The sequence below is a fragment of the Rhizobium mulingense genome (genome assembly GCF_029194105.1).
Lineage (GTDB): Bacteria > Pseudomonadota > Alphaproteobacteria > Rhizobiales > Rhizobiaceae > Rhizobium > Rhizobium mulingense.
Genome location: NZ_JARFVE010000010.1, coordinates 192,128 through 213,595, shown reverse-complemented (window position 1 = coordinate 213,595; position 21,468 = coordinate 192,128). Strand labels below are relative to the sequence as shown.

At 61.0% G+C, this 21,468-nt stretch carries 25 protein-coding genes; 16 read left to right on the top strand and 9 right to left on the bottom strand.

What is annotated here, in order from left to right:
- The 3 genes from PYR71_RS22260 to PYR71_RS22250 all read right to left on the bottom strand — a co-directional run.
- Positions 1–210: hypothetical protein (locus tag PYR71_RS22260; protein ID WP_275620849.1), on the bottom strand; the 210-nt coding region annotated here is incomplete at its 3' end.
- 55 nt (positions 211–265) lie between these two features.
- The gene (locus PYR71_RS22255; RefSeq protein WP_275620848.1) at positions 266–1,162 is read right to left on the bottom strand and encodes an alpha/beta fold hydrolase; all 897 of its coding nucleotides are present in this window, start codon (positions 1,160–1,162) and stop codon (positions 266–268) included.
- Between the two features lie 64 nt (positions 1,163–1,226).
- Entirely contained in the window at positions 1,227–3,302 is a 2,076-nt protein-coding gene (locus PYR71_RS22250) for a lytic transglycosylase domain-containing protein (protein WP_275620847.1), read from the bottom strand.
- A gap of 215 nt (positions 3,303–3,517) precedes the next feature.
- On the opposite strand from PYR71_RS22250, the gene dapA reads away from it, so the two are divergent.
- Positions 3,518–4,402, top strand: a complete 885-nt coding sequence (dapA, locus tag PYR71_RS22245) for a 4-hydroxy-tetrahydrodipicolinate synthase (RefSeq protein WP_275620846.1) — start codon at positions 3,518–3,520, stop codon at positions 4,400–4,402.
- A gap of 96 nt (positions 4,403–4,498) precedes the next feature.
- Positions 4,499–4,978 (top strand): SsrA-binding protein SmpB, encoded by a 480-nt coding sequence (smpB, locus tag PYR71_RS22240; RefSeq protein WP_126830577.1) that lies wholly within the window; start codon positions 4,499–4,501, stop codon positions 4,976–4,978.
- 39 nt (positions 4,979–5,017) lie between these two features.
- Here the strand turns inward: smpB and PYR71_RS22235 are convergent, their stop codons facing one another.
- A complete protein-coding gene (locus PYR71_RS22235) occupies positions 5,018–5,599 on the bottom strand; it encodes a LabA-like NYN domain-containing protein (protein ID WP_003546927.1) in 582 nt (193 codons plus the stop codon).
- 300 nt (positions 5,600–5,899) lie between these two features.
- Between PYR71_RS22235 and rpoZ the strand changes: the two genes are divergently transcribed.
- From rpoZ to PYR71_RS22175, 12 genes are all read left to right on the top strand, one after another.
- Positions 5,900–6,304, top strand: coding sequence for a DNA-directed RNA polymerase subunit omega (rpoZ, locus tag PYR71_RS22230; protein WP_003558080.1), 405 nt, complete (start codon positions 5,900–5,902; stop codon positions 6,302–6,304).
- A 140-nt stretch (positions 6,305–6,444) separates the two neighbouring features.
- Positions 6,445–8,679 carry a RelA/SpoT family protein gene (locus PYR71_RS22225; protein WP_275620845.1) on the top strand — a complete coding sequence of 745 codons (2,235 nt, stop codon included), beginning with the start codon at positions 6,445–6,447 and terminating at the stop codon, positions 8,677–8,679.
- 196 nt (positions 8,680–8,875) lie between these two features.
- On the top strand, positions 8,876–9,025 hold the full coding sequence (locus tag PYR71_RS22220; RefSeq protein WP_004675049.1) for a DUF3563 family protein: 150 nt from the start codon (positions 8,876–8,878) through the stop codon (positions 9,023–9,025).
- Between the two features lie 155 nt (positions 9,026–9,180).
- On the top strand, positions 9,181–9,771 hold the full coding sequence (locus PYR71_RS22215; protein WP_183915161.1) for a DUF2062 domain-containing protein: 591 nt from the start codon (positions 9,181–9,183) through the stop codon (positions 9,769–9,771).
- Between the two features lie 38 nt (positions 9,772–9,809).
- On the top strand, positions 9,810–10,214 hold the full coding sequence (acpS, locus tag PYR71_RS22210) for a holo-ACP synthase (RefSeq protein ID WP_010028627.1): 405 nt from the start codon (positions 9,810–9,812) through the stop codon (positions 10,212–10,214).
- A gap of 114 nt (positions 10,215–10,328) precedes the next feature.
- The gene (gene lepB, locus PYR71_RS22205) at positions 10,329–11,072 is read left to right on the top strand and encodes a signal peptidase I (RefSeq protein WP_183915159.1); all 744 of its coding nucleotides are present in this window, start codon (positions 10,329–10,331) and stop codon (positions 11,070–11,072) included.
- Positions 11,069–11,788, top strand: a complete 720-nt coding sequence (gene rnc / locus PYR71_RS22200; protein WP_275620844.1) for a ribonuclease III — start codon at positions 11,069–11,071, stop codon at positions 11,786–11,788. The genes lepB and rnc overlap by 4 nt, the downstream gene beginning before the upstream one ends.
- 7 nt (positions 11,789–11,795) lie before the next feature.
- On the top strand, positions 11,796–12,737 hold the full coding sequence (era, locus tag PYR71_RS22195; protein WP_275620843.1) for a GTPase Era: 942 nt from the start codon (positions 11,796–11,798) through the stop codon (positions 12,735–12,737).
- Positions 12,738–12,886: 149 nt separating this feature from the next.
- Positions 12,887–13,639: a Crp/Fnr family transcriptional regulator gene (locus PYR71_RS22190; protein ID WP_183915153.1), complete on the top strand. Its 753-nt coding sequence runs from the start codon at positions 12,887–12,889 to the stop codon at positions 13,637–13,639.
- Positions 13,640–13,881: 242 nt separating this feature from the next.
- A complete protein-coding gene (locus tag PYR71_RS22185; RefSeq protein ID WP_183915151.1) occupies positions 13,882–14,367 on the top strand; it encodes a response regulator in 486 nt (161 codons plus the stop codon).
- Between the two features lie 120 nt (positions 14,368–14,487).
- Complete coding sequence (gene recO / locus PYR71_RS22180; RefSeq protein ID WP_275620842.1) at positions 14,488–15,258, top strand: DNA repair protein RecO; 771 nt, start codon at positions 14,488–14,490, stop codon at positions 15,256–15,258.
- Between the two features lie 101 nt (positions 15,259–15,359).
- Positions 15,360–16,355 carry an aldo/keto reductase gene (locus PYR71_RS22175; RefSeq protein ID WP_275620841.1) on the top strand — a complete coding sequence of 332 codons (996 nt, stop codon included), beginning with the start codon at positions 15,360–15,362 and terminating at the stop codon, positions 16,353–16,355.
- Between the two features lie 112 nt (positions 16,356–16,467).
- On the opposite strand, the gene PYR71_RS22170 is transcribed toward PYR71_RS22175, so the two are convergent.
- Both PYR71_RS22170 and PYR71_RS22165 read right to left on the bottom strand, forming a co-directional pair.
- Entirely contained in the window at positions 16,468–17,325 is an 858-nt protein-coding gene (locus PYR71_RS22170) for an MOSC domain-containing protein (protein ID WP_275620840.1), read from the bottom strand.
- 9 nt (positions 17,326–17,334) lie between these two features.
- Positions 17,335–17,979: an HD domain-containing protein gene (locus PYR71_RS22165; protein ID WP_275620839.1), complete on the bottom strand. Its 645-nt coding sequence runs from the start codon at positions 17,977–17,979 to the stop codon at positions 17,335–17,337.
- 412 nt (positions 17,980–18,391) lie between these two features.
- Here PYR71_RS22165 and PYR71_RS22160 point away from each other — a divergent pair, with 412 nt between their 5' ends.
- A complete protein-coding gene (locus tag PYR71_RS22160; protein ID WP_275620838.1) occupies positions 18,392–18,733 on the top strand; it encodes a hypothetical protein in 342 nt (113 codons plus the stop codon).
- A gap of 124 nt (positions 18,734–18,857) precedes the next feature.
- A complete protein-coding gene (locus PYR71_RS22155; RefSeq protein ID WP_275620837.1) occupies positions 18,858–19,373 on the top strand; it encodes a superoxide dismutase family protein in 516 nt (171 codons plus the stop codon).
- A 28-nt stretch (positions 19,374–19,401) separates the two neighbouring features.
- Here PYR71_RS22155 and PYR71_RS22150 read toward each other — a convergent pair whose 3' ends face one another.
- Genes PYR71_RS22150 through PYR71_RS22140 form a run of 3 tightly spaced genes read right to left on the bottom strand, consistent with a single transcriptional unit; the run spans position 19,402 to position 21,444 of the window.
- On the bottom strand, positions 19,402–20,286 hold the full coding sequence (locus PYR71_RS22150; RefSeq protein WP_275620836.1) for a mechanosensitive ion channel family protein: 885 nt from the start codon (positions 20,284–20,286) through the stop codon (positions 19,402–19,404).
- Between the two features lie 58 nt (positions 20,287–20,344).
- Complete coding sequence (locus PYR71_RS22145; RefSeq protein ID WP_275620835.1) at positions 20,345–20,875, bottom strand: tyrosine phosphatase family protein; 531 nt, start codon at positions 20,873–20,875, stop codon at positions 20,345–20,347.
- Positions 20,872–21,444, bottom strand: a complete 573-nt coding sequence (locus PYR71_RS22140) for an HD family hydrolase (RefSeq protein WP_275620855.1) — start codon at positions 21,442–21,444, stop codon at positions 20,872–20,874. The genes PYR71_RS22145 and PYR71_RS22140 overlap by 4 nt, the downstream gene beginning before the upstream one ends.
- Between the last annotated feature and the right edge of the window lie 24 nt (positions 21,445–21,468).

Genomic DNA, 21,468 nt, shown 5'->3' with positions numbered 1-21,468 from the left:
TCGGTTCAGTACCTCGATCCGGACAACGGCGACGACTCGACGTCTGGCTACTTCCGCCTGCAGCGTTCGTTCTAATCTGATCTGACTTCGGTCAATCAGGAAAGCCCGGCTCTCGAGCCGGGCTTTTTGTATCTGCACGAATGGCGTGGAGGCAGCTGGCGCATCGGCCCGAAGATCGGAGCCGGTTTCGGAAAGCACGCCGGCTTGCAAGGTTGTGGCTCCTTCGCGTGTCTCAAAAGACGCGCGGCTGCAGCTGAACGGTCAGCTATCGGCAGCTGGCGAGAAAAGCTCCAATTGCTGCTGGTATATTGCCTAGATGGAGGAGGGGCGCATGTCCTTGTCCCTGAGCAGCATGCAGGATCAGGCTCGGATGCCGCCGGACCATTTCCGCGACCGCCTCCTTTGAGAGCAGAGCGGTATTTTCGCCGCGGATCAGCATCAGCGGCAAACGGCTCAGGCTTTCGAATTGCTCCCAGAGGTCGGGCAGCGGCTGGCTGAAATCGACCGATCGCAGCGCCTCGGCGATTGCCGGATCGAAGTCGGCGACCGGTCTTCCGTCGGTGTCGCGGTAAAGCGCAAGCGCCATCTCGCGCCAGTCTTCCCCCGCAAGCGCGGTAAACGAGGCGCCGTGGTTCTGCTGCAGTATATCGGCCGCCTCTTTCCAATCGGCTGGCTTCCTGCCGCTGTTCAAGTAGTCGCGAATGAGTGCCAGCCCTCCGGTCTCGATTGCTGGGCCGATGTCGTTCAGAATGACGGCTTCGAGAAGATCAGGCCGTGTAGCCGCGATCAGATGCAGGATCAGTCCGCCACGCGATGTGCCGATGAAAACCGCCCGCTCGATGCCGAATGCCGCGCAGGCGGCAATAATGTCGCCGGTCTCAACGGCGAGAGTGTAATTAGTTTTGTCCTCATCCCATGCGGAATTTCCGCGCCCCCGCGAATCGAGCGCGATCACCCGGCGTGGACCCGTCTCGTCGCGGCAAAGACGCAGCGCAAGCGGGTGAAAATCCCGGCTATTGCGGGTGAGGCCGGGCAGGCAGATCACCGGCAGCCGTCCGGTGGCTGCCGCCCCGTCCGGCCGGTAGTCGCGGGCATAAAGCGTCAGCCCATCGGCAGAAGAATAATATCGTTCCTGGAAACCGCCTGCATCCATGTCCGCCATCGCATCCTTCAAGGCTATCTGAACCCGAAGATGTAGCCTGCTTTTCAAGCCGCGCCAAACGGCTTCAGGAGGCGCTGCGTCCGCCGATCAGATCGCGCTCGATATCCGTCGGCTGGCCGAGGCGAGCTTTGTAAACTTCGTAATTCTCCATAACCCGCTGCACGTAGTTGCGCGTCTCGGGGAAGGGGATGCGCTCGATCCAGTCGACGATCTCGTCGATCGGCCTGCCGCGCGGGTCGCCGTAGCGGCCGATCCATTCCGGCACCCGCTTCGGCCCGGCATTATAGGCGACGAAAGTGAGAATATAGGAGCCGCCGAAGGCCTCGATCTGCTCGCCGAGATAATGCGCGCCGAGCGTCGCATTATAGCCGGCATCGGCCGTCAGCTTGTCCTTCGAAAACGTGATGTTGTGGCGCTTGGCCACCGCCTGGGCCGTGCCGGGCAGAAGCTGCAGCAGACCGCGCGCGTTTGCTGCCGAAACGGCGGCCGGGTTGAAGGCACTTTCCTGCCGGGCGATGGCATAGGCGAGCGCCTTGCCGGAGCCTGATATATTGGCATTCGCCGGGATCACCCCGACGGGAAAGGCAAGCGCTGCGACGTCAATGCCGCGGCCATAGGCGATCTTGCCGATCTGCAGCGACAGATGGTGATTGCCAGATTGCTCGGCCTGTGCTGCGAGGATAGCCAGTTCCCCCGGGCTCTGCAACTGGTCGGCAAGCGCGAGATAGAGAATGTCGGCGCGCCAGCCGTGACCTGCCGCCTCGAGACGGGTGATCGCCTGCACGGCTTCGCGCGCCTGAAGGTGCTGGCGGTCGGCCGTGCTCGGCGCCGGATAGGTGACATTGAGCGTCTTCCGTCCCAGCTTTTCGGCCGCGAGCTGCCCATAGAAGGTGCCGGGAAAATTCGCGGCCTTGCCGTAAAATTCGCCTGAATTGCCGGGGCCGCCGGCCTCGGCTGCCCGCCCGAGCCAATACCAGGCACGCGACACCGAGATCGGTCCGTTCGACGTCGCCAGAATCTTGCGGAAATGTCTTTCCGCTGTTGTCGGGTCCTGCAGGCCGCGAAGCGCATACCATCCAGCGTGGAACTCGGCCTCGACGATATCAGTCGGGCTGGTTGCCGCGGAGTTTGCGACGATACGATAGGCCGGTTTGAACTGTCCCTGGTCGACGAGGCCGCGGCTGACGATCCGCTGCTCGTTCCACCATTCGCCGGAATTGACGAGTTCGCCAGCTTCGCGCGGCATCTTCTCCAGCAGGGCTGCCGCCTCGGCATATTTGTCCTGCTTGCGCAGATATTCGATCTTCGCAAACAGCAGGCCGGCATCGCCTCGCCATTTCGCCTCGACGCTATTGATGAGCGCGCCGGCGTTGGCGGCTTTGGCGTCGACGGCGGCCCAGGCCTTGTAGAGCGATTGCGCCTCACCCATGTCGCCGAACCGCTTGGCCTGCGCCACCCGGCCGCGATACATCAGATAGTCCATCCGCGCCTTGTGGTCCGCCGGCATCAGCAGGGCGGAAAATTCGACGAGGATCTTGTCTTCAGCCGCCTTGTCGAGCGCCTCCGTGCGCCAGAGCTTGCGGATATATTTCGCCGCCTGCGCCTGCTTGCCTGAGGCAACCAACGCCCGCCCGAGAATGACGGTGCCCTGCATCGTCTCGGGCGCGGTGTCGCCGAAGGCGGCGAGCACGGCGGATGGGGCGGGGTTTTCATCGTAGAGCGCCCGTTCGGAATAGGCGCGCAGCCGCGAAAGGCCGGGCCATCCCTTGAGCTCCTGCGCTGCGCTGGCGATCTCATAGGAGGGGACGCCCTTCAAACCGGACATCGCGATCGCCCAGGTGAGGATATGGCGGTCGAGTGTCCCCTGCCGCATGCTGTCGCGGATCGACAGAGCCAGTTGGGGATTCTTGGCGGTAAGCGCGTCGAGGCCGGTTTTCAGATCACTGCCGATCGGCGCGACAGCCGGATTGCGTGGGATGGCGCCGGTGGTCAGCGCCTCCGGTATCGATGTCTCGGGAACGAAGCCGATCGGCTTGACGTCAGCCGCCGGAAGGTTTTCGCCGGCAAGCGGCGACGCAACGCTGCCCCACGCGGCGGCAACGAAGCCGAAGGCGGTCAGAATCAGGACAGCTTTCTTCATCCGGGATCTCGCAACGAAAACACGCCCTACCCATTTGGCTGGAGGCATCTTAACGAAACCTTACCGTACCAGGTAAAATTCATTCACATCTGCTATCGGATTTTGCCCTAAACCGAACTCTCCGCGCTTGTCGCGATGATTTCGGCGCTCTATGGTGCGCAACTCTTAGTCATGGAATGCGGCCGAAGCAAGGATTTGGTCGTGAGGAGCTTTGCATGTTCAATGGGTCCATTCCCGCCCTCGTCACCCCCTTCACCGATGCCGGATCGATCGACGAAGACAGCTTCGCCGCCCATGTAGACTGGCAGATCAAGGAAGGCAGCGGCGGTCTCGTTCCGGTCGGCACGACAGGCGAATCGCCGACGCTGTCGCATGCCGAACACAAGCGGGTCGTGGAACTCTGCATCGAAGTGGCCGCAAAACGCGTTCCCGTCATGGCCGGCGCCGGTTCGAACAACACGCGTGAGGCGATCGAGCTTGCCCAGCATGCCGAAAAGGTCGGCGCCGACGCCGTGCTTGTCGTCACGCCCTATTACAACAAGCCGACGCAGAGGGGGCTGATCGCGCATTTTTCCGCGATCGCCGAGGCGGTCGCTCTGCCGATCTATATCTACAATATCCCCGGCCGTTCGGTGGTCGACATGACGCCAGAAACGATGGGTGCGCTCGTCAAGACGCACAGGAATATCGTCGGCGTCAAGGATGCGACGGGCAAGATCGAGCGTGTCTCCGAGCAGCGTATCACCTGCGGCAAGGACTTCAGGCAATTGTCCGGCGAGGACGCCACAGCGCTCGGCTTCAACGCCCATGGCGGCGTCGGCTGCATCTCGGTAACGGCCAATGTCGCCCCGCGCCTCTGCGCCGATTTTCAGGCGGCAACGTTGGCCGGCGAATACGCCCGCGCGCTCGAATATCAGGACCGGCTGATGCCGCTGCACAAGGCGATCTTCCTTGAACCCGGTCTTTGCGGCGCCAAATACGGCCTCTTCAAGCTCGGCCGCATGAGCCGCAACGTCCGCTCGCCGCTGCTGTCGACGCTGGAGCCGGCAACCGAAGCAGCGATCGACGCCGCCATGCGCCATGCCGGGCTGCTCAACTGAGGAGACCGGCCGTCTTCACAAGGCCGGATCGTTCCCTTACATAAAGGGCAAGCAATGAGGGCGCGGCTATTCGCGCGCCTCGAAGGAAATATCGTCATGGCCCCCAAAGGCAGCCAGCGCGTGGTGAACAAGGTCGTGGCCGAAAACCGCAAGGCCCGCTTCAACTATGAGATCATCGACACCTATGAGGCAGGTCTCGTGCTGAAGGGTACGGAGGTCAAGTCTCTGCGCGAAGGCAAGGCCAATATCGCCGAATCCTACGCATCGGACGAGGACGGCGAGATCTGGCTGATCAATTCCTACCTGCCGGAATATCTGCAGGCGAACCGCTTCAACCACGAGCCGCGCCGGCGCCGCAAGCTTCTGCTGTCGGGCCGCGAAATCCATCGCCTGCGCTCAGCAGTCAACCGCGAAGGCATGACGCTGATCCCGCTGAAGATCTATTTCAACGATCGGGGACGGGCGAAGATGGAACTGGCGCTCGCCAAGGGCAAGAAGCTACATGACAAGCGTGAATCCGAGAAGGAGCGCGATTGGAACCGGCAGAAGAGCCGCTTGTTGAAGGATAATGGCTGAGCCATGATGCCGCAGCTGATCGGCTCGCGGCGCTTTCGATCAGTCCTCGAAATCGCTGGCCGGGGCGACCTCGGCCGGACGCGGCGCCCGCTCCGACGGATCGCGACCGATCTCAGCCTTCAGAGACAAGAGGTCGATGAAATGATCGGCCTGGCGGCGCAGGTCGTCGGCGATCATCGGCGGCTGGGTCGCCATCGTCGAGATCACCGAGACCTTGCGGCCTCTGCGCTGCAGCGCCTCGACCAGGTTGGTGAAGTCGCCGTCGCCGGAGAAGATGACGAGATGGTCGACGGTTTCGGATTGCTCCATGGCGTCGATCGCAAGCTCGATGTCCATGTTGCCCTTGATCTTCCGCCGGCCCATGGAGTCGGTAAACTCCTTGGCGGGTTTGGTGACGACCTTGTAGCCGTTGTAATCGAGCCAGTCGATCAGGGGACGGATCGATGAATATTCCTGATCCTCGATCAAGGCGGTATAATAGTAGGCGCGCAGGAGATAGCCGCGTTTCTGGAACGCTTTCAACAGCTTGCGGTAGTCTATGTCGAAACCGAGGCTCTTGGATGCAGCGTAGAGGTTGGCGCCGTCAATAAAGAGTGCAATTTTTTCGCGTGGGTCAAACATCGCCTTACCAATTCCTAATGAGAGAAATCGAAATTCGCAGGGTATCAAATTTCAATAAATACAATGGCTTGTTGTGATTTTTGATTTGATCCTTACTTTACCAAGTGTTCATATAAGAGAGATTTAGGGCACGATTCGTCATATTCCAAGCAACCTTCGGTGGAATTGTGACATTCTCCATGGAAATTTAGCTCAGCCACGGATAAAGACGAGGGGAGCCGGAATGAAAAACTTGTATTTGCCCGGTTTTAATTGTATCGGGCGTGCTAATCCCGAAATGACGACCGTAAAGGACAGGCAATGGCCCGTGTCACAGTTGAAGATTGCATTGACAAGGTAGAGAACCGCTTCGAGCTGGTTCTGCTCGCCAGCCACCGCGCCCGGCTGATTTCCCAGGGTGCCTCGATCACCATCGATCGCGACAATGACAAGAATCCTGTCGTCGCCCTGCGCGAAATTGCCGACGAGACGCTTTCGCCCGATGACCTCAAGGAAGATCTGATCCATTCGCTGCAGAAGCATGTCGAAGTCGACGAGCCCGAGCCCGATCCGGCCAGCATGATCGCTGCCGGCGGTGTTGCCGCAGCCGACAGCGAGGAGCAGGACGACGTGCCGGAGACGATCACCTTCGACCAGATGTCGGAAGAAGAGCTGCTTGCCGGCATCGAGGGCCTGGTGCCGCCGGAAAAGAGCGACGATTATTAAGCCGCCGTCCGGATCCGACCGGAAAAGAGCGACGATTACCAATCGTCAATCTTGCGCCTTTATGGCTTAGGCATATTATTGCCCATGTGTGCGCCAATCGTTGATTGGCGCGCTTTTATTTTTACCGGAGTGGCTTTGGAATGATGCGGCAGTACGAACTCGTGGAGCGGGTTCAGCAATACAAGCCCGATGCCAATGAAGCACTGCTGAACAAAGCCTATGTCTACGCCATGCAGAAACATGGCCAGCAAAAGCGCGCGAGCGGCGATCCCTATATTTCCCATCCGCTCGAGGTCGCCGCCATCCTCACCGACATGCATCTCGACGAATCGACGATCGCGGTTGCTCTTCTGCACGACACGATCGAGGATACGACGGCGACGCGCGCCGAGATCGACGAACTCTTCGGTGAGGATATCGGCCGGCTGGTCGAGGGCCTGACGAAGATCAAGAAGCTCGATCTCGTCACCAAGAAGGCAAAGCAGGCGGAGAACCTGCGCAAGCTGCTGCTCGCCATTTCCGACGATGTGCGCGTGCTGCTCGTCAAGCTCGCCGACCGTCTGCACAATATGCGCACCCTCGATCACATGTCGGCCGACAAGCGTGCCCGCATCTCCGAGGAGACGATGGAAATCTATGCGCCGCTCGCCGGTCGCATGGGCATGCAGGACATGCGCGAGGAACTCGAGGAGCTTTCCTTCCGGCACATGAACCCGGAAGCCTACGAGACCGTCACGAAAAGGCTGGAAGAGCTCTCCAAGCGCAACGAGGGCATCGTCAAGAAGATCGAGGCCGAGTTGCGTGACCTGCTGGTCGCCAGCGGCCTGACGAGCGCCTATGTCAAGGGCCGGCAGAAGAAACCCTATTCGGTCTTCCGCAAGATGCAGTCGAAGTCGCTGTCTTTCGAGCAGCTTTCGGATGTCTACGGTTTCCGCCTGATCGTCGAGGACATCCCGTCCTGCTATCGCGCGCTCGGCATCGTCCATACGCGCTGGCGTGTCGTGCCCGGCCGCTTCAAGGACTACATCTCGACGCCGAAGCAGAACGATTACCGCTCGCTGCACACCACCATCGTCGGTCCCTCCAGCCAGCGCATCGAGCTGCAGATCCGCACCAAGCGCATGCACGAGATCGCCGAATTCGGCATCGCCGCCCATACGCTCTACAAGGACGGCGCCACCAATGCCGATGGCGACATCCTTTCGCGCGAATCCAATGCCTATTCCTGGTTGCGTCACACGATCGAGGCGCTCGCCGAGGGCGACAGTCCGGAAGAATTCCTCGAACACACCAAGCTTGAGCTTTTCCAGGACCAGGTCTTCTGCTTCACGCCGAAGGGCAAGCTGATTGCCCTGCCGCGCGGCGCCACGCCGATCGACTTCGCCTACGCCGTTCACACCAATATCGGCGACACCACGGTCGGCGCCAAGATCAACGGCCGCATCATGCCGCTGGTGACGCGGCTGGCCAATGGCGACGAAGTCGAAATCATCCGCTCTGGCGTGCAGGTTCCGCCGGCCGCATGGGAGGAGATTGTCGTCACCGGCAAGGCGCGCGCCGCCATTCGCCGCGCCACCCGCATGGCGATCCGCAAGCAATATGCCGGCCTCGGCCATCGCATTCTCGAGCGCACATTCAACAGGGCCGGCAAGATCTTCTCGCGGGAGGCGATGAAGCCGGCGTTGCACCGTCTCGGCCAGAAGGACGTTGAGGATGCGATCGCCGCCGTCGGCCGCGGCGAGATGTCCTCGCTCGACGTGCTGCGCGCCGTTTATCCCGACCACCAGGATGAGCGCGTCACCGTCAAGCCTTCCGGCGACGACGGCTGGTTCAATGTCCGCAGTGCGGCCGGCATGATCTTCAAGATCCCCGGCAAGACCAGGGCCGGGGCTGAGAGCGGACATTCCGAACTCGACGCCGATGTCGATATCGGCCCGATCCGCGGCCTGTCCGGCAATGTCGACGTCAAGTTCGCCTCGACAGGCGCCGTGCCCGGCGACCGCATCGTCGGCATCATGGATCAGAGCAAGGGTATTACCATCTATCCGATCCAGTCGCCGAGCCTGCAGCGCTTCGATGATCAGCCCGACCGTTGGATTGACGTCCGCTGGGACCTCGACGAAGCCAACAAGTCGCGTTTCATGGCGCGCATCATGGTGAACGGATTGAATGAGCCCGGCACGCTCGCCAAGGTCGCCCAGACGGTTGCAAGTCTTGATGTCAATATCCGCCTGCTGAACACCGTACGGGTGGCAGCCGATTTCACCGAAATGATGCTCGAGGTCGAGGTCTGGGATCTGCGTCAGCTCAACCAGCTGCTCGCCCAGATGAAGGAACTCGACTGCATCGCCACGGTCCGGCGGCTCTACGAATAGGCTTTTGTTAAGCCCGCACGGCAGCTGACCGAGAATTTGCACATTTTATGACCGTTTCAAGACCAGAATAGCGCATCGGAGTGGCAGTGTATGCGCTCAGTGCATGGCTGTCCCCATGTTGCGGGCGGTGGTAATTCACCTCTGCCAGGACTATCTTCTGGTCATCGAAAACGTAAACAGAAGATGAGACAAGGAAATGTTTGACCCTATCAGGAAAATCGCTCGCGCTCTTCGCGCTCCGACCACACAGGAACGTGAAATGGCCTATTTGAACGGCTCGTTCGATCGTATCGATCTCGAGTTTCGTCAGCGCCAGGTCGACCGCGGTCTGTTCCGCAGCCGCTAATAGCAGATTTATACTTGGATCAGTGGGGGACGTTGCGTTACGAACGCCCCTCGGTAGGAAGCCGCTGCTCCGCAGAGAAAATTGAGCGGCTGTTTTTCGGGTGGTATCATTTGCCGCTCTTGTCACGGTCCTGTGCGCTGCACTAAATAGCCGCCATGTTGTTTCGCCGTCGCAAGCCTGCGGGCTTCAAGGAAAAGATGCGGGAGCTTCTGTGGCCCCGAAAAGGTTTCCTTCGCCCGATCCGTTATCTGACAATGCGCATTCTGCGCCTGAGCGCTTCGCCGCATGCGGTTGCGGCCGGGGTCGCCGCGGGCGTCTTCGTCTCGTGGACGCCTTTCATCGGCGTGCATTTCGTCATGGCTTTCGTCATCAGCTATTTCCTCTCTGGCAATATGGTGGCGGCCGCCCTCGGTTGCGCTGCCTTCGGAAATCCGCTGACCTATCCCTTCATCTGGGGCATCACCTGGGAGATCGGCCATCTGCTGTTAAGCCGCGAGGATCATCTGGCGGGTCAGGCGGTGGATCTCGCCGCCCTCTTTCACAAGCTGAACTTCACCGAATTATGGAAGCCGGTGCTGGAGCCAATGCTGATCGGCGCCATTCCCCCGGCCGCCGTGACCTCCGTTGCGCTCTATGCGTTGACGTTCTACACCGTGAAGGGGTTTCAGACGCGCCGCCGCACGCGCCTGATGGAGCGGGCGCGCCTGCGTCTGGCGGGGCCGGTCAGCGACATGCCGAGCGTATGAAACCCGTGCAGAATGCTTAAGCGACGGAAGGGTCCGGCATGATCATCGGGATTGGCAGCGATCTGATCGACATTCGCCGTGTCGAAAAATCGATCGAGCGCTTCGGTGAGCGCTTCACCCATCGCTGTTTCACCGAGATCGAGCGCGCACGCTCCGACCGCCGGGCAAACCGCGCCGAATCCTATGCCAAGCGTTTCGCCGCCAAGGAAGCCTGTTCCAAGGCGCTCGGCACGGGCCTCGCCCAGGGTGTCTTCTGGAAGGACATGGGCGTCGTCAACCTGCCGAGCGGCAAGCCGACCATGGTTCTCTCAGGCGGTGCCGCCGCAATCCTCGAATCGATGCTGCCCGCCGGCCACAGGGCCGCCATTCATTTGACAATAACCGATGATTATCCCTTGGCGCAGGCCTTTGTTATCATCGAGGCGTTGCCTGAGAGCCTCTGATCGCGACCTCTCGTCGCTTTTGATGTTGTCGCCATTGCCGCATCCGGCTGAAGCCGCTAGAGAGAACGACATAAAGAATTGCGCCGTCGCGGCGTCTTGAAGGAATAAGACTGCGTGTCCGATAAAGTCGAAGCCAAGCCGAACGCCCTCTGGGAAAATATCAAAGTCATCATCCAGGCGCTGATTTTGGCGATGGTGATTCGAACGGTGCTGTTCCAGCCCTTTACCATTCCGTCAGGTTCGATGATGCCGACGCTGCTCGTCGGCGACTACATCTTCGTCAATAAGTTCGCTTACGGCTATTCGAAATATTCGCTGCCCTTCTCTCCCGATATCTTCAACGGTCGCCTGTTCGGTTCCGATCCGAAGCGTGGTGACATCGTCGTTTTCCGCTTCCCGCCCAATCCCGATATCGATTACATCAAGCGCTGCATCGGTCTTCCCGGCGACCACATCCAGGTCACCGACGGCGTGCTCTACGTCAACGGCAAGCCGGTTCCGAAGGTTGCGGACGGCAGCTTCACCTCGGATTACAAGCTCGATCCGGGTGAGGACGTACCGGTCTTCCGCGAAACGCTGGACAATGGCAAGACCTACGACACCCTCGACCAGTCTCCGGTCTCGCGCGGCGACAACACCCGCGAATTCATCGTGCCGGAAGGCCATTATTTCATGATGGGCGACAACCGCGACAATTCGCTCGACAGCCGCTTCGATGTCGGCTTCGTGCCGGCTGAAAACCTCGTCGGCCGCGCCAGCGTCATCTTCTTCTCGCTCGGCAACGACACGTCTTTCCGCGAAATCTGGAAGTGGCCGACCAATATGCGCTGGGACCGCCTTTTCAAGGTCGTTGAATGAGCAAGGCGCAGACGCTTTCTGCGGCGGACCGCGCAAAGCTTGAAAGCCTGATCGGTCATGACTTCGCCGAAAAGGAACGCCTGGATCGCGCGCTGACCCATGCCAGCGCTCGGACGGAAAAGGGCGGTAATTACGAGCGGCTGGAGTTCCTCGGCGACAGGGTCCTCGGGCTCTGCATCGCCGAGCTCCTGTTCCGCACCTTCGGCACGGCGGGGGAAGGCGAGCTCTCGGTCCGTCTCAACCAGCTCGTCAGCGCCGAAACCTGCGCTGCGGTCGCCGACGAACTCGACCTTCACCTCTATATCCGCACCGGCGCCGATGTGAAGAAACTGACCGGCAAGCGCATGATGAACGTGCGCGCCGATGTGGTCGAAAGCCTGATCGCCGCGATCTATCTCGATGGCGGCCTTGAAGTGGCGCGCCGCTTCATCCTGCGTTATTGGCAGGGCAGGGCGGTCAGGGCCGACGGCGCCAAGCGCGACGCCAAGACCGAGCTGCAGGAATGGTCGCATGCGAAATTTGGCGTCACGCCGATCTATCGGGTTGATGAACGCAGCGGACCGGATCATGATCCGCGCTTCAAGGTGACGGTGGAAGTTGCTGGCATAAAGCCGGAAACCGGCGTAGAGCGGTCGAAGCGTGCCGCCGAACAGGTGGCGGCGACCAAGATGCTCGAGCGCGAAGGCATTTGGCAGCAATCGCCTGCCGGAAACTGACGGGACAATGACACGAGAAGAAGATATCGCGGCCGAAGCTGCTGCAGAAACCCATCGTCCGACGCATTCGGGCTTCGTCGCGCTGATCGGCCCGACCAATGCCGGCAAGTCGACGCTGGTCAATCGCCTCGTCGGCGCTAAGGTCTCGATCGTCAGCCACAAGGTGCAGACCACCCGGGCGATCGTGCGCGGCATTGCCATTCACGACAATGCCCAGATCGTCTTCATGGATACGCCGGGCATTTTCAAGCCGCGCCGCCGGCTCGACCGCGCCATGGTGACCTCGGCCTGGGGCGGCGCCAAGGATGCCGATCTGATCATGCTGCTGATCGACAGCGAGCGCGGCCTGCGCGGCGATGCCGAAGCCATCCTCGAAGGCCTCAAGGAGGTCCAGCAGCCGAAGATCCTGGTGCTGAACAAGATCGACCGCGTCAACCGCGAGGATCTGCTGGCGCTGGCCGCGAGCGCCAACGAGAAGATCGCTTTCGAACGCACCTTCATGATCTCGGCCGAAAACGGTTCCGGCTGCGACGACGTCATGGACTATCTGGCCGAGACCCTTCCTGAAGGGCCGTGGTACTATCCGGAAGACCAGATCTCAGATCTTCCCATGCGACAGCTCGCCGCCGAGATCACCCGCGAGAAGCTGTTTCTGCGCCTGCACCAGGAGCTTCCCTATTCCTCGCATGTCGAAACGGAGAAGTGGGAAGAGCGCAAAGACGGCTCGGTGCGCATCGAGCAGGTGATCTATGTCGAGCGCGACAGCCAGAAGAAGATCGCACTCGGCAAGGGTGGGGAAACCATCAAGGCGATCTCGACGGCTTCCCGCAAGGAATTGTCGGAAATCCTGGAACAGCCGGTCCATCTCTTCCTGTTCGTCAAGGTTCGCGAGAATTGGGGTGATGATCCGGAGCGGTTCCGCGAAATGGGTCTCGATTTCCCGAGATAGGCATGGCAAGGATTTGATCGGCCCCGGCCAGTCCCTTGTTTATACATAAAAAATCCGCCTCGCTCGCGGAACAAATCTGCGGCTTGCGCATTCCTTGATGAACGGCGCGCCGGCGATGGCGCGCCGGTTTTGCGACGGCAAGGGCAAACATGGCGACGTCGAGATCGATCAATTCTTTCAAAACGCCTTGCCAGCAGTGTCCTTTGCGGCCCCTGCCGCATTTCAGGGAATTCAGCCGCGACGAGCTGGAATTCGTTTCACATTTCAAGAGGGGTGAGCTTGCCGTCGACGCCGGCTCGACAATCCTCGTCGAGGGCGCCCACAGCGCTCATCTCTTTACGGTGCTTTCCGGGTGGGGCTTCCGCTACAAGATGCTGGAAGACGGACGGCGTCAGATCCTGAATTATATCATGCCGGGCGACCTGATCGGCCTGCAGGGAACGATCGCCGGCGAAATGCAGCATTCCATCGAAGCGCTTTCGCCGGTTTCCCTCTGCGTCTTCGAGCGCAACAGGCTGATGACGCTTTATAACAAGCACCCGTCGCTCGCCTTCGACATTACCTGGATCGCCGCGCGCGAGGAGCGGATATTGGATGAACATCTCCTCAGCATCGGCCGCCGCACAGCACTGGAAAGAGCGGCCTATCTGCTCGCGTTCCTGTTTGAGCGCGGCAGGAAGCTCGATCTCTTCAACGGCCGCAATTTCATCCCCATAACGCAGCAGCACATCGCCGACACCCTTGGTCTTTCCATCGTTCACACCAACAAAACCTTGAAGAAGCTCAGCGAACGGGGATTGCTCCGCTGGCAGGAGCGCGGCTGCGAGGTGCTGAACGGTGAGGAACTGATGGCGATCGCCGGCTGGGATGGGCTTGGAGAGGGCAAGCGCCCCTTCATCTGAAGCATGGCGTGCAAAAGTGGGCCCGTCTTGCGATACGGACACATGCGAAAAAAAGACGTGAAGCGCGAGGTGTGAGCTGAAGGTTGCGGTGCGCTCCAAGGCTATCGGACAGATGCGGCATGGGCGTGCGGCAACGCACAGCCGGCCTGTCTATGTCTTTTTTAAATGCGCATCAGCATTTCGCAAAATAAGGTCGGTCCTCGTCTTTCCTCCGATTTGATTCTTATTGGCCGGACAGAAAAATGGTTTATTCAGAAGTGGTGGCGGAATTCACCGATAGCGTGCCATGCGGGGCACCGGAGGGCAATGATGTTGGCGGAACGGCCGGGGCGCTGCGACAGGCGCCCGACGAGGGGCGTGGAATCATGAGCGCAAACCGTGTTCTGGTTCTTGAGGACAGTCTGATCATCGCCATGGAGGCAGAGGATATTCTGCGCCTGGCTGGCGTCGACGGCATCGATATCGTCGGCAGCCTGGAACAGGCGAGGGCGGCGATTGCTGCGGAAAGCTATGATTTCGCCCTTCTCGACATTAATCTCGGAGAGGGCACGAGTTTCGGATTTGCCCGCCATCTTCTCGATGTCGGCATCCCCTTCGGCTTCGTCAGCGGCTATTCCGATATACGCGATTTCCCGCCCGACCTGCAGCATATACCGCTTCTGGTGAAGCCATTCGACGAGAAGGCGATGCGCGAATTCCTGCAGAGGCTCCTTCCGGCCGCGGCTTGACCCGGCCGGACGCCGAGAACACGCTGTAACGCTTTGAATTACTGCATAATTCTCTAATTCGATTCCGATGGCGAGAATTATACGGTAGGATGGAATCGTCAGCCGCAGGGATTTCTTTCGATGCAGTGGCAGGACCACGCGATCATTCTGGGTGTCAAGCGCCACGGTGAGACGAGCGTCATCGCCGAGGTGATGACGCGTGATCGCGGCCGCCATCTCGGCCTGGTGCGTTCCGGCCGCTCTCGCGCCATGCAGCCGGTGCTGCAGCCGGGTAATGCCGTGGAGGTCATGTGGCGCGCACGGTTGGATGAGCATCTCGGTGAGTTCCGCGTCGAGCCGGTGATGCTGCGCGCCGCGCGTCTCATGGAAACGGCGACCGCCGTCTACGGCGTCCAGGCGATGGGTGCGCTGCTGCGGCTGCTGCCGGAGCGCGACCCGCATCCGCACCTTTTCGACGCGCTGGAGGTCATTCTCGATCATCTGCACAATCCGGCCGATGCCGGCGAACTCTTCGTGCGTTTCGAACTCGCGGTACTCAACGATCTCGGCTTCGGTCTCGATCTTGCCGAATGCGCGGCGACCGGCGCCCGTTCCGATCTCGCCTATGTCTCGCCGAAATCCGGCCGCGCCGTCAGCCGCAGCGCCGGCGCGCCGTGGGCGGACAAGATGCTGGTCCTGCCACCCTTTCTCGGCGCCGAAGGCAATCACGCGGCGGACTTCGACAGCCTGGCAGCCGCGTTCCATCTGACGGGATTCTTCCTACATCGCCATGTCTACGAGCCACGCGGCATGGAGGCTGCGGCAGCGCGTGATGGCTTCGTCCAGGCCGCACTCAAGGCGCTCAATCCAGCCTTGCGGACGCTTTCCGGTCCAAACGACGTCTCCGCCTGACCTCGTTTTTTACTGTTGCAAAACATCCTCCGGATTTGGCGGTTTACCCGCCTGGGAGCTCTTCCTATGTCTTGAAGGGCTGCCAACCACGGAGGTAACCCATGCTGACCAAGACCGCATCACCGACGACGATCACGCTTTGGAACGGCCGCAAAATTCCGCGACTCGGCATGGGCTGCTGGGCGATCGGCGGCCCTTTCTTCGCCGGCGACACGCCGCTCGGCTGGGGTGAGGTCGATGACGACGAATCGGTGGAAGCAATTCATCGCGCCGTCGAGCTCGGCATCCGCTTCTTCGACACCGCCTCGAATTACGGCGCCGGCCATTCCGAGGAAGTGCTCGGCCGGGCGATCGGCAATCGTGACGACATCATCGTCGCCACCAAATTCGGCTTTGCCACCGATCCGGAAACGAAGCAGGCAATCGGCGCCTTTGCCGATGAGGGTTTCATCCGCCGCTCCGTCGAGACATCGCTGCGCCGTCTCAAGCGCGACCGCCTCGATCTGCTGCAATTCCACATCAACGATTTTCCGCTGGAACAATCCGATGTCGTCTTCGATACGCTGGAGGCGCTGCGTGCCGAAGGCAAGATCGATGCCTTCGGCTGGAGCACCGATCATCCCGATCGCGCCGCCCGCCACGCCGGGCGCAAGGGCTTTGTCTCGATCCAGCATACGATGAATGTCTTCGAGCCGGTGCCGGAGATGATCGCGGTGGTCGAGCAGAAAGGCCTGATCTCCATCAATCGCGGTCCCCTGGCCATGGGACTGTTGACCGGCAAGTTCACTGCCGACAAGGCCGTCGGCGCCAAGGATGTCCGCGGCGCAGCGCTCGAATGGATGGTTTACTTCAAGGACGGGCGCATGGCCCCGGAATTTGCCGCAAGGCTTGATGCCGTCCGCGACCTTCTCAAATCAGGCGGCCGCACGCTGACACAGGGCGCGCTCGCCTGGCTCTGGGCAAGGTCGCCGCGCACCTTTCCCATTCCGGGCTTCCGCACCGTCGCCCAGGTGGAGGAAAATGCCGGCGCGCTGGAGAAGGGACCGCTGCCGGCCGGTGTCATGGCGGAGATCGATGCTGCACTCGCTCGCGGATAAGAGGCGGGCGCAACCCACGCCACCTCATTCCTGTGACAGGCATAGGAATGAGGGAGAACGTTGCTGCGTTTCGGAAGAAAGGCGCCGTTCAACTAGCCTTCCCATATTCGACCTATCCTCGCCCACGAACCTTCAAGGCCCAACCCTCCGGCCTTTCCTCGATGACCTTGACAGTGTCGCCGATCGTGATCCTGCCGCTGCCGCGCGGCGTGACGTTCCAGCCGAACAGCGGGCCGGGTACGCGGCGGTCGGCCGACATGCGGATGCGGCCCATGGCCGGCATCGGATTTGCCACCTCGCGTGACCCGGTCAGCTGGTCCTGCGTCGTCATGATGCAGCGCGAGCAGGGTTTGACGAGATCGAAGCGGATGCCGGCGATCTCGATCGCCGCCCAGCGATCCTCCGGCCAGGCTGCGTCGGTGTCGATGACGACGTTCGGTCGGAAGCGCTCCATGCCGACGCTGCCTTCGCCATGGGCGGCAAGATCGGCGTTCAGCGCCTGCAGCGAACCGGTCGTCGTCACCAGGATCTGGTAGCCGTCGGTAAAGCTCACCGGCGTGCCTTCGCCGGCCCATTCGGCATTCGCCGTCCGCTGTGCCTGTCCGTCGAAAAACACCAGTCGCACTTCCCGGCCGAGCCATTCGGACAGCTGGTGATTGCTCGCTGCATCGGCGACGGCGGCGCTGACAGTCGATTTCCACACCCTAACATCCATGCGGATTTCAGGCTGGGGTGGCGGCACCGATATCTCAGGCTTGCCCTGCATCAGCAGCCGGAAGGCGTCGGCCTCCGGCCGTATTTCGATGCGCGCGAGGTCCGGCAGTTCGCGCTGAGTGATGAAGTGGCCCTGCGGGTCGGTGATCATCGCCCGCCGGTCACCGGGAAGCCCATAGGCGTCAATATCGGCGGCGGGCAGCGCAATGGCGCGAGCGCTCTTGAGCGGGTAGATGAAGAGGTCGCTGACACGCATGCCGTTCTCCTAAATTTCGTCCATGAATGCCGAGAGAAAATCACGCAGACTTTGGTCACGCGCAGCTGCCAGCCGGCGGCCGGTCTCCGTCTGGAAACCTTCCGCCAGTTTGAACAGCTTCGTCTGGAAATGGTCAATGGCATAACGCTTGTCGTCGAGAGGACGGTTCGTTGCCGCCGGGTCGAACGGATCATAGAGCCCGGATCCCATTCGCCCGCCGATATAGAAACAGCGTGCGACGCCGACCATGCCGATCGCGTCCAGCCGGTCGGCATCCTGCAGGATCTTCGCCTCGATCGTCCGTGGCGTCACCCCGGCTGAGAAACTGTGAGCGGTGATGGCATGCGCCACGGCGCCGATATCCGCCGCGCTCCAGCCGAGTTCGGCCAGGATCACTGAGGCTTTTTCCGCCGCCAGCGCCGATGCTTTGGCCCGCAAGGGGGAATTCTTCTCGACCGCGACGCAGTCGTGCAGCAGCACCGCAGCGGCGAGGATGCGTCCATCTCCGCCTTCGCCCGCGTGGATGCGCATTGCGTTTCTGAAGACGCGCAGGATATGGGCGAGATCGTGTGAGCCGTCGTCGCCTTCGGCCGCATGCGCAATCAGCGAGGCTGCGAGCGTCACATGAGGGGAGAAGGCTTCGGCCTTGAACATTGCGCACCTGTTGTTGGGGAAATCGTCCATAGCGCACCGGCCGAAAGCAATGCGGCTTCCGGAAAGCGGCGCGCCTACGAACAGTTGCAGAACACGGAGCGGTTTTGTAGCGGCTTGCCAAGCGAGTCGCAATCATGAGGAGTTCGGCGCTGACCTCAGGAGAAGTCTCGCTGGGAGAAACAATTGTTTTATATATGAAAAATTCCTGAAATACCGGGAAGGCTGCTCGGTTGTTGCGCACAAAACCTCCGCTTGCGGGCGATCCGTTAATACCTGTCAATCATCGTTAACGAGGAGTTAACAACTTGTTGACGCAATGCGCAAATCAGTTTAACCAGCGAGTCAACAGTGATTTCCCATTCTCGTATTGCGTACAAACACCACCGGCAAAAGGCGGTGAATGGAGGTTTGTATGACCCGCACCACATCCGTTTCAGATACTTCATACGCATATCTTGCGACGCTTTCGCGGCTCGATTCAAATGGTGACGGCGTACTCAGCCGCAGCGAACGTGCCGCCGATGAGAAGCCCGGTATCATCAAACAACTGCTGGAAGACGACACGGCCAGCGACACGCAGCCGAAATTTTCCGGCAACCTGATTGCGCTGATGATGGACACGCGCGACACCGCCACGACGAGCAGCATCGCCGTTCCCTATCCATTGCAGCAGACTGCGCCGACGACCGGCGATCAATCCGACGATCTTTACCGCAACACCTACGGCCAGTTCGATTTTGACGCCGTCGCCTGACGGCGTCTAGAGCCAGGTGATCTGCAAGCCGGCCCGTTGGCCGGCTTTTTCGTTGGATGGTCCGTAGAGGAACACCTTCCGGTCTGACACGTTCAGAAGGACAACCGGAGGGAAGGAGATCTCCATGAAAGCCATGCGCATCATCGCCGCCGCGAGCCTGCTTGCGATTGCCGTGCCGGCAGGCGCTCAGGACAAGCAGACGGCGGTTGCCAATTTCGTCGGCAAGGACGGCAAGGAAACCGGCCGCGCCCAGCTAACCGCCGCCGCCAATGGCGGCGTCTTGATCGAAGTGGAGATACCGGGGCTGCCGGCCAATAAATGGGTGGCCTTTCATGTACACGAGACCGGCCGCTGCGACGCGGCAACCCATTACGAATCAGCTGGCGGCCATTTCAACCCTGGCTCGGCCGAGCACGGGATTCTTGCGGCCAAGGGACCCCATGCCGGCGATATGCCCAATCAATATGTCGGACAGGACGGCGTGTTGAGAGCCCAGATATTCGACGGCATGGTCACGCTTGACGGCAAGAAGGACGGCATCCGAGGCCGCGCGTTGATGGTGCACGCCAATTCCGACGATTATCGCAGCCAGACTTCCGGTGACGCCGGGGAGAGACTTGCCTGCGGCGTCATTCAATAGGCCGACGACCGCCCCGGGCAACAGTGTCTCACTGCCGCGTCGGCTTTTCGGTCGTCGCGGTTCCGTTCGACCTCTTTCCCGGCGGGGAATTTGAGTCGTCCCGCAACGCGGCCGGATCGTCCTTTTCGTCGAAGGCAAGTTTTACCCGCTTCACCATGTCACGGCTGACCTGCCACCAGTCGCCGGTCTTTGCCCAGTAGCGCAGCGTTACCGATATCGTGCTGTCACCGAGGCTGTCGATGAAAACGCTGGGTGCCGGTGACGGCAGCACCCTGGAATTCCCTTTGGCAATGCCCATCAACGTCTCCATCGCCAAATCAAGATCATCCTCACGAGAAATGCTGACCTTCAGGTCGTTCTGCCGCGTAGGTTCGCGGCTGAAGTTGGTAATCGGTGTGTTCCAGAGCGTCGAATTCGGCGCCAGCCGATAGAGCCCGTCGCCGGTCCTCAGTTCTGTCGCAAACAGCCCGATCTCGCGCACCGTGCCGGCCACGCTGCTGGTCTCGATATATTCGCCGACGCGGAACGGTCTGAGAATCAACAGCATGATGCCGGCCGCAATATTCTGCAGTGTCCCTTGCAGCGCCAGCCCGATCGCCAAGCCTGCTGCGCCGAGGGCGGCGATGATCGAGGCGGTCTGGACGCCGAATTGGCCGAGCACGGTGATGAACACCAGGATCAGCAGTGCGTAGCGGATGACATTGGTGAAGAAGCGCGCCAATGTCTCGTCGATGCCATGGATGCGCGACAGTCCTTCATAGGCCCAGCGGCTGACGAAGCCGGCCAGCGTCCAGCCAACGAGGAGCAGGATCACCGCTCCGAGGATGGAAAAGGAATACTGGACTGCGAGCGCGCTTGCCTGGCTGAGCGCCGTGCGGGTGGTAAGAAGGACGTCGGCTGCTTGTTGTTCCATGATTTGGCCCTGCGTATTCTGCGTGGTCCAAGGCAAGATGGAGCAGGCCGCAGCAGCGTCAACCGCCAGCGGCCTCCCGGATTGCAAGCAAAAAGGGCGCATTGCCGTCGGCATCGGCGCCACGACCGATGGCCCGGACGGCGGCCACCAGCCGGCCGCCGCGGCCAAGCAGGGCGTCGCCGATCTCGATCAGCCGGGTATTCGGCGTCGCAAAGGGCGAGGCGGCGCGCAGCCGCAGGGCCAGCTCTTCCTCGCTCTGATCCGGTGCGAGCGACAATGCGGCGATAAGAGCGGCCGCCGGGGATCGCGACACACCCATCCAGCAATGGATGAGCAGCGGCGTCTCCTGCCGCCACGATGCGGCAAACTCGATAATCCCCTGCACATGCGTTTCATCGGGCGCCACGAGACCGCCGGTGCTCTTGAACGCGATGTCGTTCATTGCAAGCGTCAGGTGACGCTCGGGCGCGATCACGCCCGGTCGGTGAAAGGCCTGTTCTTTGGCAATTAGACTGATCATGTCCCGCGCCTTGTGGCGCACCGCCAGTTCGGCAATGCGTGACAGCGGTGAGACTACGATGAAGCTCACGATCCCATCTCCCGCTCGGCGTCGATCGCCGCGAAGCGCTCGCAGAACAACCGCTGCGCTTCCACTGCCGGAAGCGGTTCGATCATCAACATTTCCCTGCTGATGCCGCGCGGCTGGCCGAAGAATTTTTGCGCTTCGGCCGGCGTGAAACCGGCAAGCACCGTCGCCTCGAAATAGGCGGCAATCGCGTCGGCCTTCTTGATCCGGTCCTTGAGCTCGCGCGTGGGATGCGGCGGCAGGCCGAAGCGTAGGTGTATGGCCGCCTCCAGCCGCATTTCCACAGTCTTGTAGCCGCCGCCGACCACCGATTTGAACGGCGAGATCATGTCTCCGATCACATATTCCGGCGAGTCATGCAGCAGCGCCATCAGGCACTCCTCCGGCCGGGCATTGTTGAAGCGGCGGAAAATATCTTCGACGACGAGACTGTGCTGCGCCACAGAAAAAGCATAATCGCCCGACGTCTGGCCGTTCCAGCGGGCGACACGCGCCAACCCGTGGGCGATGTCGGCGAGTTCGACATCGAGCGGCGAGGGGTCGAGCAGGTCGAGTCTGCGCCCGGACAGCATGCGTTGCCAGGCACGCGGAGCTTT